The 14,341-nt window shown below is 69.6% G+C and carries 13 protein-coding genes; 11 read left to right on the top strand and 2 right to left on the bottom strand.

All coding sequences use genetic code 11. The annotated features are described in order from the left end of the window. Positions 1–60 precede the first annotated feature (60 nt). The 11 genes from HUA76_RS44130 (at position 61) to purB (ending at position 12,464) form a co-directional block, all read left to right on the top strand. On the top strand, positions 61–669 hold the full coding sequence (locus HUA76_RS44130; protein ID WP_174458114.1) for a DUF503 domain-containing protein: 609 nt from the start codon (positions 61–63) through the stop codon (positions 667–669). Next, positions 666–1,025 (top strand): 30S ribosome-binding factor RbfA, encoded by a 360-nt coding sequence (rbfA, locus tag HUA76_RS44125; RefSeq protein WP_141644243.1) that lies wholly within the window; start codon positions 666–668, stop codon positions 1,023–1,025. The genes HUA76_RS44130 and rbfA overlap by 4 nt, the downstream gene beginning before the upstream one ends. A 32-nt stretch (positions 1,026–1,057) precedes the next feature. Beyond that, positions 1,058–1,933: a tRNA pseudouridine(55) synthase TruB gene (gene truB / locus HUA76_RS44120; protein WP_174464351.1), complete on the top strand. Its 876-nt coding sequence runs from the start codon at positions 1,058–1,060 to the stop codon at positions 1,931–1,933. 209 nt (positions 1,934–2,142) lie between these two features. After that, on the top strand, positions 2,143–2,412 hold the full coding sequence (gene rpsO / locus HUA76_RS44115; protein ID WP_141644273.1) for a 30S ribosomal protein S15: 270 nt from the start codon (positions 2,143–2,145) through the stop codon (positions 2,410–2,412). A 376-nt stretch (positions 2,413–2,788) separates the two neighbouring features. Then, complete coding sequence (gene pnp / locus HUA76_RS44110) at positions 2,789–4,960, top strand: polyribonucleotide nucleotidyltransferase (protein ID WP_174458112.1); 2,172 nt, start codon at positions 2,789–2,791, stop codon at positions 4,958–4,960. Positions 4,961–5,123: 163 nt separating this feature from the next. Then, positions 5,124–5,930 carry a hypothetical protein gene (locus HUA76_RS44105; protein WP_141644246.1) on the top strand — a complete coding sequence of 269 codons (807 nt, stop codon included), beginning with the start codon at positions 5,124–5,126 and terminating at the stop codon, positions 5,928–5,930. An 8-nt stretch (positions 5,931–5,938) separates the two neighbouring features. Next, a complete protein-coding gene (locus HUA76_RS44100) occupies positions 5,939–6,949 on the top strand; it encodes a M23 family metallopeptidase (protein ID WP_174464350.1) in 1,011 nt (336 codons plus the stop codon). Between the two features lie 134 nt (positions 6,950–7,083). Then, positions 7,084–7,539, top strand: a complete 456-nt coding sequence (gene dut, locus HUA76_RS44095; RefSeq protein ID WP_174464349.1) for a dUTP diphosphatase — start codon at positions 7,084–7,086, stop codon at positions 7,537–7,539. A gap of 112 nt (positions 7,540–7,651) precedes the next feature. Continuing rightward, on the top strand, positions 7,652–10,213 hold the full coding sequence (locus HUA76_RS44090) for an SUMF1/EgtB/PvdO family nonheme iron enzyme (protein WP_174464348.1): 2,562 nt from the start codon (positions 7,652–7,654) through the stop codon (positions 10,211–10,213). Then, entirely contained in the window at positions 10,210–11,154 is a 945-nt protein-coding gene (locus HUA76_RS44085) for an ABC transporter substrate-binding protein (protein ID WP_174464347.1), read from the top strand. Before HUA76_RS44090 ends, HUA76_RS44085 begins: the two co-directional genes overlap by 4 nt. Continuing rightward, complete coding sequence (purB, locus tag HUA76_RS44080) at positions 11,151–12,464, top strand: adenylosuccinate lyase (RefSeq protein WP_141644250.1); 1,314 nt, start codon at positions 11,151–11,153, stop codon at positions 12,462–12,464. Before HUA76_RS44085 ends, purB begins: the two co-directional genes overlap by 4 nt. A gap of 32 nt (positions 12,465–12,496) precedes the next feature. On the opposite strand, the gene HUA76_RS44075 is transcribed toward purB, so the two are convergent. Further along, positions 12,497–13,456, bottom strand: a complete 960-nt coding sequence (locus HUA76_RS44075) for a phosphoribosylaminoimidazolesuccinocarboxamide synthase (RefSeq protein ID WP_174464346.1) — start codon at positions 13,454–13,456, stop codon at positions 12,497–12,499. A 77-nt stretch (positions 13,457–13,533) separates the two neighbouring features. Beyond that, positions 13,534–14,124, bottom strand: a complete 591-nt coding sequence (locus tag HUA76_RS44070) for a hypothetical protein (RefSeq protein WP_141644252.1) — start codon at positions 14,122–14,124, stop codon at positions 13,534–13,536. Positions 14,125–14,341 lie beyond the last annotated feature (217 nt).

The raw sequence follows: 14,341 nt of genomic DNA, 5'->3' as shown, positions 1-14,341 counted from the left end.
GGAGGTTTCGCCCTGGGGGCCTCGCGCAGTCGCCAGGTCCCCCGGGGTCGGGGGATTGGCATGTTCGTAGGTGTCGCACGTCTGACCCTCCAGATTCCGGACAGCGGCTCGCTGAAGTCCAAGCGACAGGTGTTGCGCCGGGTGACGGACCGGGTGAAGGCCCGCTTCAACGTGGCCGTGGCCGAGGTGGACGACCAGGACCTCTGGCAGAAGGCCTCGCTTGCCCTCTCGGTGGTGGGCAATGACCGCCGCCACGTGGACGAGCAGTTGGAGAAGGTCATCCACTTCATCGAGGAGATGTACGTGGCCCCGCTGATGGCGCGGGAGACGGAAATCCTCGCCTTTGGAGATCAGCTCTTCGCCGCGGGCAACACCGCGGATTCCAGGGCCCCGCGGTCCGCTCTGGACGACGAAGACGAAGCACCGCTGTCGCCGGAAGCGGCGGCGGCCCAGTCGGAGGCGGCGATCGCTCGCTTCCTGCGGGGCGAGCGGGCCTCCCTGGCGGAGGCCGAGGGGTTGGGTGAGTGGGAGCGCCGTCATGACGGCGACAACGACGGCGACCCCGGTACGGGTCGCCCGTCACCGTCGGGCGGTGGACGGATGACGCTGGACGAGGCGCGGGTTCGAGCCCGCTCCCTGCGCAACCCGCGAGACTGGGAGAAGAAATGACGACGCATTCCCGACCCGAGCGAGTGGGGCAGGAAATCCAGGTGGCCATCGGCGACCTGCTGACCCGGGGCGAGCTGAGAGATCCGCGCATCGGCTACATCACGATTACCGGGGTGAAGGTCTCCCCGGACCTGCGTGTGGCCCGTGTCTTCTATTCGATGATTGGCACGGCCGAGGAGCGCTCGGACACGCAGAAGGGGCTGGAGGCGGCCAAGGGCTTCGTGCGCCGCCACGTCACGTCGGCCGTCAACCTGCGCGTGTCGCCGGAGATCTTCTTCTCGTTCGACGAGTCCGTGGGCGAGGGGGACAAGATCGACCGTCTGCTTCGCGAGGTCCGGAGCAAGGAAGGCTGGTAGTTCCAGCCCCGGGCCCACAATATTGGCGCGACATGGACGGCGTCCTCGTCATCGATAAGCCCTCTGGCCCCACGTCCTTCGACGTGGTGCGACAGGTGCGCTCGCTGTTGAAGATCAAGAAGGTGGGCCACACGGGGACGTTGGACCCCATGGCCACCGGAGTGTTGCCCCTGTGTCTGGGAGAGGCCACCAAGGTGGCTGGCTTCATCACCGAGGGCGACAAGGCCTACGACGCCACGGTGCGCCTGGGGGCGGAGACGGACACCCAGGACGCGCAGGGGCAGGTGACGGCGCGCGCGCCGGTGCCCGTGTTGACGCCCGCACTCCTGGAGGCCGCGCTGTCGCGCTTCCGGGGGAGCTTCGACCAGGTCCCGCCCATGTATTCGGCGGTGAAGGTGGCCGGCAAGCGCCTGTACGAGCTGGCCCGCGCGGGTGAGGAAGTGGAGCGCGCCGCCCGCCACGTGACGGTGTACGAACTGGTGCTGCGGGACTTCTCCGCGGACCGGCTCCATCTGTCCGTGCGCTGCTCCAAGGGCTTCTTCGTGCGCACCCTGGCCTTCGACCTGGGACGGGTGCTCGGCTGCGGGGCACACCTGGATGCGCTGCGGCGCACGGCCAGCGGGCCGTTCCCCCTGGCTCGCTCGCTGCCGCTGGCGGACGTGCCTGCCCTGCTGAAGGACGGGACGCTGGCCTCACGGCTGGTGCCCATCGCCGAGGCCCTGGTCGACCTGCCCGAGGTGCGGGTAGGGGCCGACGACGCCAAGCGCGTGTCGCACGGCGTGCCGGTGGAGGTTTCTCCCTCCTCGCTGCGCCCAGGGAGGCTGCGCGTGACGGGCCCCGACGGCGCGCTGCTGGCGGTGGCGGAGGGCGTGGGCGGACGGCTGCGGTACCTGCGAGTGCTCGTCTAGGCCCGGCTGCCCCCTGGCTGTGCGTCTTCACACGCTCCACCCCCCGTGAGGCGCACGGGCAGGCGGCCAAGGTTGACCCTGGGTAGGGTGAAGCTTATAAGCCCCCCGCTCGTTAGAAGTGGAGCATGAGACCCGGTCTGTACCCCTCCGCGGACCTGGGCGACTCAAGTGGAATCACTCCGGAGCGGGGTACGAAAGACGAGAATCACATGTCGCTGCATCAGGAGCGCAAGTCGGAGCTGGTGACGAAGTTCAGGACCCACGAGACGGACACCGGGTCCCCTGAAGTGCAGGTGGCGCTGCTGTCCGAGCGCATCAACCAGCTCACCGAGCACTTCAAGACGCACAAGAAGGACCACCACTCCCGCCGCGGTCTGCTGAAGCTGGTCGGTCAGCGTCGCCGGCTTCTGGACTACCTGAAGTCGAAGGACGTCACCCGCTACAAGAAGCTCATCGAGAGCCTCGGCATCCGCAAGTAGGCATCTCGGCAGGACCCGGGGCGCTGGTTCAACCAGCGCCCCGCGCGTTTCAGACGTTGAAGTGGCAGCAGAGAAGCAGTTGAGAAGCGGTGGGTGGTGGCGGGCGAGGGAGTGGTGCCGACGGAGGTTTTGGTTTCCGTTCGGACCGGCTGACACGGTTGTCGGCCGGTGCGATCAGGGATCAAAAGTTCCGAGACATCCCTCCGGCGCTCCGCAAGCGCCCTTCCGCAGTACAGGCTGGCGGTTGCCTGTCATGTGCCTGTTTCGGGCCTTGGCGACCGCTCATACACCCCGAGGGCCCTCCCGGGGTGCCAGGTCCCTTGCGGGCCAGGTGCGTGCGGTGGGGTCCTCGCCCGAAGAATACCGAGGCAAGGACATGCTGAAGAAGAGCGTCAAGATTGGCGAGAGCGAGCTGAGCATCGAAGTGGGTCGTCTGGCCAAGCAGGCGGATGGCTCCGTGGTGGTTCGCTATGGCGACACCATGCTGCTCGTGACGGCGGTGAGCGCGCGGGAGAAGAAGGACATCGACTTCCTGCCGTTGACGGTGGAGTACCAGGAGAAGCTGTACTCGGCGGGCCGCATCCCCGGCAGCTACTTCAAGCGCGAGGGCCGGCTGACGGAGAAGGAGACGCTGGCCTCCCGCGTGGTGGACCGCTCCCTGCGTCCGCTGTTCCCGGAAGGCTACGCGTACGAGACGCAGGTCATCGCCAGCGTCATCTCCGCGGACCCGGAGAACGAGGGCGACGTGCACGGCATCACCGGCGCCTCCGCGGCGCTGTGGGTGTCGGACATCCCGTTCGACGGTCCCCTCGCCGGCATCCGCGTGGGCCGCGTGGGCGGTCAGCTGGTGGCCAACCCCACCGCGAAGCAGCGTGAGCAGAGCGACCTGGACCTGGTCATGGCGGTCAGCCGCAAGGCCATCGTCATGGTGGAAGGCGGCGCGGAAGAGGTGACCGAGGCGGACATGGTCGCCGCGCTGGACTTCGGCTTCCAGGCCGCCCAGCCCGCGCTGGACCTGCAGGACGAGCTGCGCCGCGAGCTGAACAAGACGGTTCGCTCGTTCGACAAGCCGGCCACCGTGGACGAGGGCCTGCGCTCCAAGGTGCGTGAGCTGGCGATGAACGGCATCAAGGCCGGCTACGCCATCAAGGAGAAGGGCGCCCGCTACGAGTCGCTCTCCAAGACGAAGAAGGAGACCATCGCGAAGCTCAAGGAGCAGCTCGCCGAGGCCTACTCCCCGCTGGTGGAGAAGCACGCCAAGCAGGTGGTGGAAGACCTCAAGTACGAGCACATGCGCGAGATGACGGTCAACGGTGGCCGCATCGGCGACCGCGGTCACGACGTGGTCCGCACGATTACGAACGAAGTGGGCGTGCTGCCGCGCACCCACGGCAGCGCGGTCTTCACCCGTGGCGAGACGCAGGCGCTCGTGGTGGCCACGCTGGGCACCAGCGATGACGAGCAGCGGCTGGAGATGCTGGGTGGCATGTCCTTCAAGCGCTTCATGCTGCACTACAACTTCCCCCCGTTCAGCGTGAATGAGACGAAGCCGCTGCGCGGCCCGGGCCGTCGTGAAATCGGCCACGGCGCGCTGGCGGAGCGCGCGCTGCGCAACATGGTGCCCAAGAGCGAGTCCTTCCCGTACACGGTTCGCCTCGTGTCGGACATCCTCGAGTCCAACGGCTCCTCGTCCATGGCCTCCGTGTGCGGTGGCACGCTGGCGCTGATGGACGCGGGTGTCCCCATCACCTCGCCGGTGGCCGGCATCGCCATGGGTCTGGTGAAGGAGGGCGACAAGATCGCCATCCTGTCGGACATCCTCGGTGACGAGGACCACCTGGGCGACATGGACTTCAAGGTGTGCGGCACCAGCAAGGGCATCACGTCCATCCAGATGGACATCAAGATCACCGGCCTCACCACGGAGATCATGAGCCGCGCGCTGGAGCAGGCGCGTCAGGGCCGCATCCACATCCTGGGCGAGATGCTCAAGACGCTGGCGCAGCCCCGCAAGGAAATCAGCCAGTACGCGCCCCGCATCACCACCATCCAGATTCGTCCCGAGTTCATCAAGAACGTCATCGGGCCGGGCGGCAAGGTCATCAAGGACATCATCGCTCGCACGGGCGCGGCGATTAACATCGAGGACTCCGGCCGGGTGGACATCGCCAGCGCGAACGGCGAGGCCGTGAAGGCCGCCATCGCGATGATTCAGGCGCTGACCCGCGAGGCGGAAATCGGGAAGATCTACACGGGCACCGTGCGGAAGATCGCCGAGTTCGGCGCCTTCGTGGAGCTGTTCCCGGGCACCGACGGCCTCATCCACATCTCCGAGCTGTCCGACAAGCGCGTCAAGAGCGTCTCCGACGTGCTGAGGGAGGGCGACGAGGTGCTGGTGAAGGTCGTCAGCATCGACAAGACGGGCAAGATTCGCCTGTCGCGCAAGGAGGCGATGGCGGAGCGCGCGGCGACCCAGCAGCAGGGTGCCGCTGACGCTGTCGCCGCGCAGCCGGCCCCCGAGGCCACCCAGCCCGACGCGAAGGCCTGATTGACGCCTCGCTCCCGGGTCTCCTCACGAGGTCCGGAGTAGCTCCAACGCCCCCTTCCGCCTCCGCGCGGCAGGGGGCGTTTTCGTTTTGGCGGGCGCTGGCTTAGACCTGGAGCTGGGGGCCGTGCGTTGGAGGTGCGAGCCCCGCCTTCTGGAGGCCCCGTTGCCGCCCCGCCCGCCGCCCGCCGGACCCTCGACTTCCACTGGCTTCGTCACCGACGTCTCGCGCCTGCTGGGCGCCTTCCGGTGGGCCTTCATGCCCCTGGGGTTGCTGGCCCTGGTGGCGGTGGGCGTGCACGCGGCGGCGGACACGCTGGATGACCGGCTGGTGGCGGTGGTGGACCGCGTGGACGCGGCCTTCGACGGACTGGTGGGCCGCTACGACGTGACGGCCCCCATGGTGGAGTGGGTGTCGCTGGAGCTGCGCACGCGCATCGCTCGCATCCTGGCCCTGACGTGGGAGCTGGCCGCGGACCTGGTGCTGGCGCTGCCTGCCCTGGGCTACCGCGAGGCGACGGCGGCCGCCGTGAAGCCCGCGGAGTCGTGGCGCGCGGCGCTGGAGGGGCAGGAAGCAAAGCCTTCGTGGCGCGCGCTGTGGCAGCGCTGTTTGCGCCAGCCCACGCCCATGCGCTGGCTGCGCCCCCTGGCCACCGCGGCGGTGGTGGTGGCGGGCGCGTGCACGGTGGCGAAGCTGATGCAAGGCACGGTGTACCTGTCCTGGCGCGAGCTGATGGGGGACCAGGTCGCTGACTGGGGCGCGAGGGGCCTGGCGGTGGGGGCGCTGGTGGGCGTGTTGGCCACGCTCGGGTGGCGCGCGGTGCTGCGCAACCTCCAACACGCGGACGCGGCCTGCGCACAGGAGCGCGGCCGACGGGCCTTCACCCGAGGCCTCCTGGGTTGCGCGGTGGTGGTGCCGCTGGCACTGGCCGCCGTGCTGGACGCCACTCCACTCGTTTCCTTCCTGCGCTGAGGACCGCCATGTTCCCGAGCCGCGCCAGGGGGCTGCTGGACTTCTGCATGGCGGTGCTGTGCGTGTGGACGGCGTACCACCACACGCCCGCGGGCGCGCTGGTGCGCAAGGCCTCCGCCTGGGCCTTCTCCTCGAAGAGCACCGCGCGGCCCCTGCTGGCGTACTACGACGGCATGACGGGCACCTCGCTGGCCGCGCCCATGCTGGCGCCCGAGGTGTCCCTGGTGCGTCCGCTGACGGATGCGGAGTCGCTGGCCTGGGGCACGCACCTGGCAGTGAAGGGCCTGGACGCGCGAGCGCGGGAGCCCTTCGCCGCGCTGGCCCAGGAACTGGGGATTCCCATGGACCGGCTGTTGGACCCGGTGGAAGGGCCCGTCGCCGCGCGCAGGGTCCACGCGGCGCTCGAGGCGGACTTCCCCCGCGAGGAGGCGCGCCTCACGGCCCTCTTCGTCGGCCGCATCCCCGCGCGTTATGCCCAGGAGCGCGTGGTGGCGGAAGGTGGCGCGCCGACGCTGGAGTCACTGAACCGGCAGCTTCCTCCGGGTTTCGAGACGGCCTCGGTGGGCGCGGCGCAGGCGCTGGCGTTGTCCACCGCCTTCGGGCTCGCGTGGCCCGTGTCGGAGAGCGCCCGGGTGACGAGCCCCTTCGGCGAGCGGCACCACCCCGTGCTGGGAATGCGGCGGATGCACACGGGCGTGGACCTCAGCGTGCCCACCGGGACGGCGGTGTCGGCCGTGGCGGAGGGCGTGGTGCGGCGCGCGAGCGAGGACGCGGTGAATGGCCGCGTCCTGGTCCTGGACCATGGCCGTGGCGTGACGACGGCGTACTGCCACAACTCGGAGCTGCTGGTCCGGGTGGGCGAGCGGGTGGAGCGCGGACAGCTCATCGCCCGCTCCGGCAACACCGGGCGCTCCACGGGGCCCCACCTCCACTACCAGCTGGAACTCGCCTCCCGGCCCATGGACCCCCTCAAGTTCCGCGCCTCCGTCCGCGCAGTGTCCGGCGATTCCTCACGCTGAGGATTCCAGCCAGGGCTCGAAGTCCGGGAGCGTGCCGAGTCTGGGGGCTTGCTGGGCTGTCGTCGCTTTCGTGGACAACCCGTGACGTTGGAGCGGGAACTGGAGACGGTGCAGGGGTGTGGTACATCGGCGCCATGGCCTCGTCCCTCACCGTGCAGGTGCGCCGCGTGCGTGCCCATCCGGAGCCCTTGCCGCTTCCCCGCTACGAGACGGAGCTCGCCGCCGGGCTGGATTTGAGAGCGGACATCGAGGGGGAGCGGGTGCTCGCGCCGCTGGCGCGGATGGCGGTTCCCACGGGCCTCGCGCTGGGGCTCCCCCCAGGCTACGAGGGGCAGGTACGACCTCGCTCCGGCCTGGCGCTGCGCCACGGAATCACGCTGCTCAACTCACCTGGGACGGTGGATGCGGACTACCGGGGGGAGGTGCAGGTCATCCTGGTGAATCTCTCCAACGAGCCCTTCACCCTGCGTCGGGGCGACCGGGTGGCCCAACTGGTGGTGGCGCCGGTGTCGTCCGCCACGCTGGAAGAAGTGGAGGTCCTCGACGCGACGTCGCGGGGGGGGAACGGCTTCGGTTCCACCGGCCGGTAGCGCGAGAGCCGACGGCATCGTTCCTTGATGACAGGGGAGCGTGCAGAATATGAGGCCGGACCGCACCCCCGCTCGCGGTCCTCCTTCGACCGGCCCCTGGAGTCCGACTGCTTTGCTCTGCTACCGCTGCGGCAGCCACGTCCCCGAGACGACCGACACCTGTCCCACCTGCGGGATGAAGTACGACGCGGCCGCGCGACAATCGGCCGGTGTCGTCCGCAAGCGCGGCCTGGAGGGCGCCCCCTACAAGCCAGGGGACGTCGTCGCAGGCCGCTACGCCATCCAGGAGGTGGTGGGCTCCGGCCCCATGGGCTTCGTCTTCCGCGCACAGGACGAGGAGATCGACGTCGAGGTCGCGCTGAAGACGGTCCACCCGCGACTCGTCCAGCAGCCCGAGGAGCGCACCCAGTTCTCGTTCTCCATGCGGGTGGGCAAGAAGCTCAACCACCCGAACCTGCTGCGCGTCTACGAAGAGGGGCTCGACGGTGAGCGGCCCTTCTTCACCATGCAGTTGCTGGAGGGGATGACGCTGCGGCGGATGATGGAGCAGCGCGCCTCGCGCAGGCAGCTCTTCTCGCTGAAGGACGTGGAGCCTCTGCTGGCGCAGATGGCGGCGGCGCTGGACGCGGCCCATCGCTTCGGCCCCCACTCCGACCTCAAGCCGGAGAACGTCATCGTCCTTCCGGACCTGCTGAAGGTGACGGACTACGGGCTCGGCCTCGCCGTGCCGCAGCTTCCCTTCGTCCAGGCGCAGAAGGGGCATCGCGCGGATATCTACGTCGCTCCCGAGTACGTGGCGGGCGGTGAGCTGGACACGCGCATGGACGTGTACTCGCTGGGCGTGGTGATGGGGGAGATGGTCGCGGGCCTCGTGCCCGTCGAGGGCGTGGTGCCCGGGTTGACGTCGCTGCACCCGGACCTGCCCACGTCCTTCGAGGCGCTCTACCGGCGCGCGCTCAACATCAACCCGCTGGCCCGTCCGAAGACGGCGGGTGAGCTGCACGCGGAGTTCGCCAGCATCCTCGCGCGCGCCCCCGCGGCGGTCGCCACGCACGTGCGCGGCGTGCCGCCTCCCGCGGGCTCGGCGCAGGCCGCCGCGGTGCGGATGTCCGCGCGTCCGCCGCCTCCGGTGCCCACGGACATGATGCCGGTGCCCACGGGCATCGTGACCTCGGCGCCGAAGCCTTCCGTGCCCGTCGAGGAGGAGCCGCCTCCGCCCGACGCCACGCAGCCGCTCGACGCGGCGACGCTGGCCGCCATTATCGGCGCGAACCCCGGCGCATCCCAGCACCTCACGGAGCAGGCGCTGCCGTTCATCACCGCGTCCGCCGCGCGGGCCGCCATGGATTCCCCTCAAGGTGGGCGCTCGGCTTCCGAAGCGTCGGCGAAGGGACGGGCTGCCTCGGAATCGTCGCAGGGGGGGCGTTCCTCCAGGGGAGCCTCCGAGCCCGCTCACGGTGGGCGCCTGCCCCCCGAGCCCGCTCGTGCGGGTGGGCCCGCACCGCGTGCCTCCGGACCGATGCCGGCTGCTCAGCCGCGCGCGGCGCCTCGGGCCCAGGAGTCGGACGCGGGGCAGGAGTCGGCCCCTGCTGTTTCCGGTGCCCGCTCGGCGCGCGCGTTGGAGTCCTCGCCTTCGGCCTCCGGGCCTCGGCCCATGTCGCGGACATTGGATGCGGCGCCCGCGGTGCCGGTGCCGGCCATCCGCACGGCGCGCACACTGGAGTCGCCCGCGGTGTCGGGGGCACGCACGGGGCCTCGCTCGCTCGACTTCCATCCTTCCATGTCGGGCGCTCGCACGTTGGACTCGCCCATGACCTCGGCGGCGCGATCGGCGCCTCGCATCGCGCCCACCCACCGGGCCACGCGTCCGTCGAAGTCCTCGGCCTCCCGCCGTCGCTCGGCGTTCATCTGGATGGTGGTGTTGACCGTGGGCGGGCTCGCGCTGGGGGCCGGTGGCGGTTACCTGTTGCTGCGCTACCTGCGCTCGGCCCAGCGGACAGCGCCGGTGGTGCCCATGGGAGGGCCGTCCGCCCGCCAGGCGGCACCGGAAGCCAACGCTCCTCCCCTCGTCGCGCTGGCGGGAGGGTGTCCTGATGGCATGCGGTTGGTGAGTGGTGGGTTCTTCCGCCGGGGAAAGGCGCGGGACGACGACCAGGGGCAGGTGGAGGAGCCTTTCGAGGAAAGCATCCAGGTGGGCTCCTTCTGCATGGACGAGTTCGAGTACTCGAACTCGAACAAGCGGGGAGGGAGTCCTCGGGTGGAGGTGACCTGGGAACAGGCGCGCGGGCTGTGTGAGGCCGCGGAGAAGCGGCTCTGCACGGAAGAGGAGTGGGAGAAGGCATGCAAGGGACCGGGCAACGCGCGCTACGCATACGGCGACGATTACGTTCAAGGCGCGTGCAATACGAAGGTCTCGCTCCAGGAAACGCCTCCCACGGTCGCCCCCTCCGGGACGTTCACGCAATGCGTGTCACGGGGTTATGGCGTGGCGGACCTCTCCGGGAACGTGGCGGAGTGGACGAGCACCCGCGTCCCCAACCGGGGTGTCGTGCAGAAGGGCGGCTCGTTCAACGACTCGCAACTCGCCTCGAGGTGCAGCGCGCGCGCCTTCATCGCTCCGGAGAAGACCGCCCTCTCGGTTGGCTTCCGGTGCTGCGCGAGCGTGAAGCCATGAACGGGCGGACCCTCGCGCTCCTGCTCCTGCTGGTGCCGGTGGTAGCGGGGGCTCAAGGGGCCGCCCGTCCCCGCGTGGTGGCGGTGAAGTCCGCCAACCTGGCGCCCTATGCCTCCGTCATCGCTGGCTTCGCCGCGGAGGCGCGCGCGGAGGTGCAGGAGATGACGCTGGACGAGAGTCCCGGCGCCGCCGCGCGCATCTTCAAGAAGCTGGCGGCCCAGAAGCCCGCGTTGGTGCTGGCCCTGGGGCCGCTGGCCGCCAACGCCGCGCGCCGCTCCCTGGGCGAGGACATCCCCGTCCTCTTCGCCATGGTGCCGTACTTCGAGAAGTACGGACTGGAAGGCCCCAACGTCACCGGCATCTCGCTCACCAGTGACCTGGGGCCGGAGCTGGAGGCACTGCTCGCGGTGGCGCCCAAGGCCCGGCGCGTGGGCATGGTGCATGACCCCCGCTTCTCCGCCAGCACCGTGACGCAGGCGCAGACGTCCGCCGCGTCCCGGAGCCTGTCCATCCTCCCGCTGGAGGTGGACTCACCGGGGAAGGTGGAGAAGGTGCTGGAGGGCGCGGCGGGCCGCGTGGATGCGCTGCTGATGGTGGCGGACAAGACGGTGGGCAACGCCGCCGTCGTGCAGCAACTCATCGCCTTCGCACAGGCGAAGCGGCTGCCGCTCGTGGCGCTCACGCCCAGCCAGGTGAAGGAGGGCGCGTCCCTCGCGCTGTCCCCCAGCCCCATGGCCATTGGCCTGCAAGCGGGGCGGCTGGCCAATCGCATCATCCACGAGAAGATTGACCCGGGGGCGCTGGCGGTGGCGCAGCCAGAGGGGTTGGACCTGTCCATCAATCTCACCACCGCCCGGAAGTTGGGTCCGTCCTCCGAGTCCGTGCTGGAGTTGCTCCGGTTCGCGGCGCGGAAGGACTTTGCCGTGAAGGTCTACGAGTGATTCCGCGATACAGCCGACAGGAGATGTCCAACCTCTGGAACGACGTGGCCCGCTTGCGCCGGTGGCGCGATGTGGAACTCGCCGCGCTGGAGGGCATGGTGGAGGCGGGGCTGGCCCCGCGTGAGGCGCTGGAGGACTGCCTCCAGAAAGCCGGAGACTTCACGCCCGCGGATGCCGCGCGCATCGACGAAATCGAGCGCACCACCAAGCACGACGTCATCGCCTTCCTCACCTTCATGGAGGAGCGGGTGGGCCCCAGCGCCCGCTGGCTGCACCTGGGAATGACGTCCTCGGACGTGCTGGACACGTCCCTGGCGATGACGCTGCGCGACGCCGTGGACCTCATCCTCCAGGACATGGAGCGGGTGATGGCGGCGGTGGAGAAGCGCGCCTTCGAGCACAAGCACACGCTCCAGATGGGCCGCAGCCATGGCATCCACGCGGAGCCGGTGACGTTCGGCCACAAGCTGGCCATCTGGTACGACGAGCTTCGCCGCGCCCGCACGCGCCTGCTGCACGCACGGGAGACCATCGCCACGGGCAAGATTTCCGGCGCGGTGGGCACGTTCGCGCACCTGCCTCCGGCCGTGGAGGAGCACGTCTGCAAGAAGCTGGGCCTCAAGGCCGCGCCCGCCTCCAGCCAGGTGGTGCAGCGTGACAGGCACGCCGAGTACTTCACGGCGCTGGCGCTGTTGGGCTCCAGCATCGAGAAGTTCGCGGTGGAGATTCGCCACCTGCAGCGCACCGAGGTGCGCGAGGCGGAGGAGCCCTTCACCGCTGGACAGAAGGGCTCCAGCGCGATGCCACACAAGCGCAACCCCATCCTGTCGGAGAACCTCACGGGACTGGCGCGCCTGTTGCGCGGCTACGCGGTGAGCGCCATGGAGGACGTGGCGCTGTGGCACGAGCGGGACATCTCCCACTCCTCCGTGGAGCGCGTCATCGGCCCGGACGCCACCATCCTCGCGGACTTCATGCTGGTGCGCTTCGCCCGGCTGATGGAGGACCTGCGCGTCTACCCGGAGCAGATGAAGAAGAACCTGGAGCTGCTCGGCGGCGTGGTGAACTCGCAGCGGCTCCTGCTGGAGCTGGCGCGCAAGGGCATGGACCGGCAGGCCGCCTACGTCATCGTCCAGCGCAACGCGATGAAGCTCTACGAGGAGGGCGTGGACTTCCGGCAGGCGCTGCTCGCGGACGAGGACCTGCGCAAGATGATGACGCCCGAGGAGATCAACGACTGCTTCTCCCCGGGCTACCACACGCGGCACATGGACGACGTCTTCCGCCGCGTCTTCGGCCGGAGCGAGTAGCTCACGGCCGTCCCACAGGCTCGCTGGGAGGGCTACTTCAGGTAGCCCTTCTGGCGCAGGTTCCGTTCGATTCGCGCGTGCACGTCGCCCGGTTCGAGCGCGAGCGTCGTCCCCGTAATCTGCTCGAAGGCCGCCACGTACTTGGTGGCCAGCTCCACTCGGACGTCATCGGGGATGGGCGGAGGCGTGCCCTGACCGGAGAAGTTCCGCTCGCGGATGAGCCACTGGCGGATGTTCTCCTTGTCCAGCATGCGCTGGTCCTCGCCCTTGGCGAAGCGGGCCTCGTACTCGTCCGCCACCCAGTAGCGGCTGGAGTCCGGGGTGTGCATCTCGTCGATGACGTAGAGGTCGTCGCCCACCTTGCCGAACTCGTACTTGGTATCGACGAGGATGAGGCCGCGCGTGCGCGCCCACTTCTGCCCTTCCGCGAACAGTCCGCGCGCCGCCTCGGTGATGCGTGCCCAGTCGCGAGCGCTGGCCAGGCCTCGCGCGAGGATTTCCTTCTCCGAGATGGGCTCGTCGTGCAGCCCGTACTCCGCCTTGGTGGACGGGGTGATGATGGGCTCGGGGAAGGCCGCGTCCTTGCGCATGCCGGTGGGGAAGGGCAGGCCGTAGGCGGTGTGCGTGCCCTTCTCGTAGTCGCGCCACAGGCTGCCGGTGAGGTAGCCGCGGATGACGACTTCCACCGTGAAGGGCTGGCAGGCGCGCGCCACGGTGACGTTGGCGTCCGGCACGTCGAGCACGTGGTTGGGGCAGATGTGCTTCGTGCGCTCGAACCAGAAGGCCGCGAGCCGGTTGAGCACCTCGCCCTTGAAGGGGATGGTGGTCAGCACGTGGTCGAACGCGGAGAGCCGGTCCGTCGTCACCAGGACGAGCGTGTCGCCGCTCCGGTACGTGTCGCGGACCTTGCCGCGGTAGTGCTGGCCGAGCGCCGGCAGATTCGTCTGCTGGAGCGTGTGGGGGAGCTGAGCGTGAAGAGCGGAGGTATTCACTGGCGCCTCGCGGCCCGCCCCTCTGGAAAGTGGGGCACGGCGAGAGAAGGGTGGGCCTGTTGCTGAGGCGCGGGACTCTACTGGAGCGTGGCCGGCATGGAAGCAGGACCGTAGGCCGCCGCCAGGTAGAGGAACGCCGGGTTGACGCGCAGGATGCCGTCCACGTAGGCGACCGCATAAGGCGCCCCGGACGCCCGGTCCACCTGGACCGCGCTCTCCGGATGGATGCCCCAGTGCGCGAGCAGCGTGCGGGCCACCAGCTCCGCGGCTTCTCGCTCGGACAGTCCCTGCAGGCTCTCCCGCCGGTCTTCCGGCCAACGCTCGGCCGCACGGGCTTCCAACACCAGCTCGATGCCCTTGCCCGCGTCCGGCGCCTGGAACAGGTCCATGCGCGAATCGAAGCCTGGCGCGGCGAGCAACTCACCGTGCTGGCTGATGGGGAAGAGCACCAGCGCTTGCGCCGCCTGCCCGGCCTCCAGGTCCGACTGACGGGCCACCTCGCGGAACATCTCGAGGCGCGTCGCGGGGGACTCGAACTCCAGGAACTCTGGCGGATGCGACAGCGCCTGACGGGCACTCATGGTCGCGCGCACGGGCGTGCCCGCACCGCCACAAGCGGTGAGCACGGAGACGAGCGAGAGGAGCAACCCAGGGAGCCAGCGACGCATACGGGCGGGAATATACCGATCTGCTTCAGGATCAACCAGTGAAACTCGGAGGCATGCGTCCTGAGGAGCATCTCGCCTCTGTCCCGCACCTGACGCACTCACAGACACCCTGGATGCGGAGGTCCGCGTCATGGCCCTCTGGTCCTTTTGGACCCGGCCACGTGCTCGGCTCGCGGTGCGGAGCGGCTCGACGTGAAGGGTGACGCGGTGTTGGCGG

It is taken from the genome of Myxococcus sp. CA056, from assembly GCF_013336715.1.
GTDB classification, from domain to species: domain Bacteria; phylum Myxococcota; class Myxococcia; order Myxococcales; family Myxococcaceae; genus Myxococcus; species Myxococcus llanfairpwllgwyngyllgogerychwyrndrobwllllantysiliogogogochensis.
This window is presented reverse-complemented; position numbering and strand designations above follow the sequence as displayed.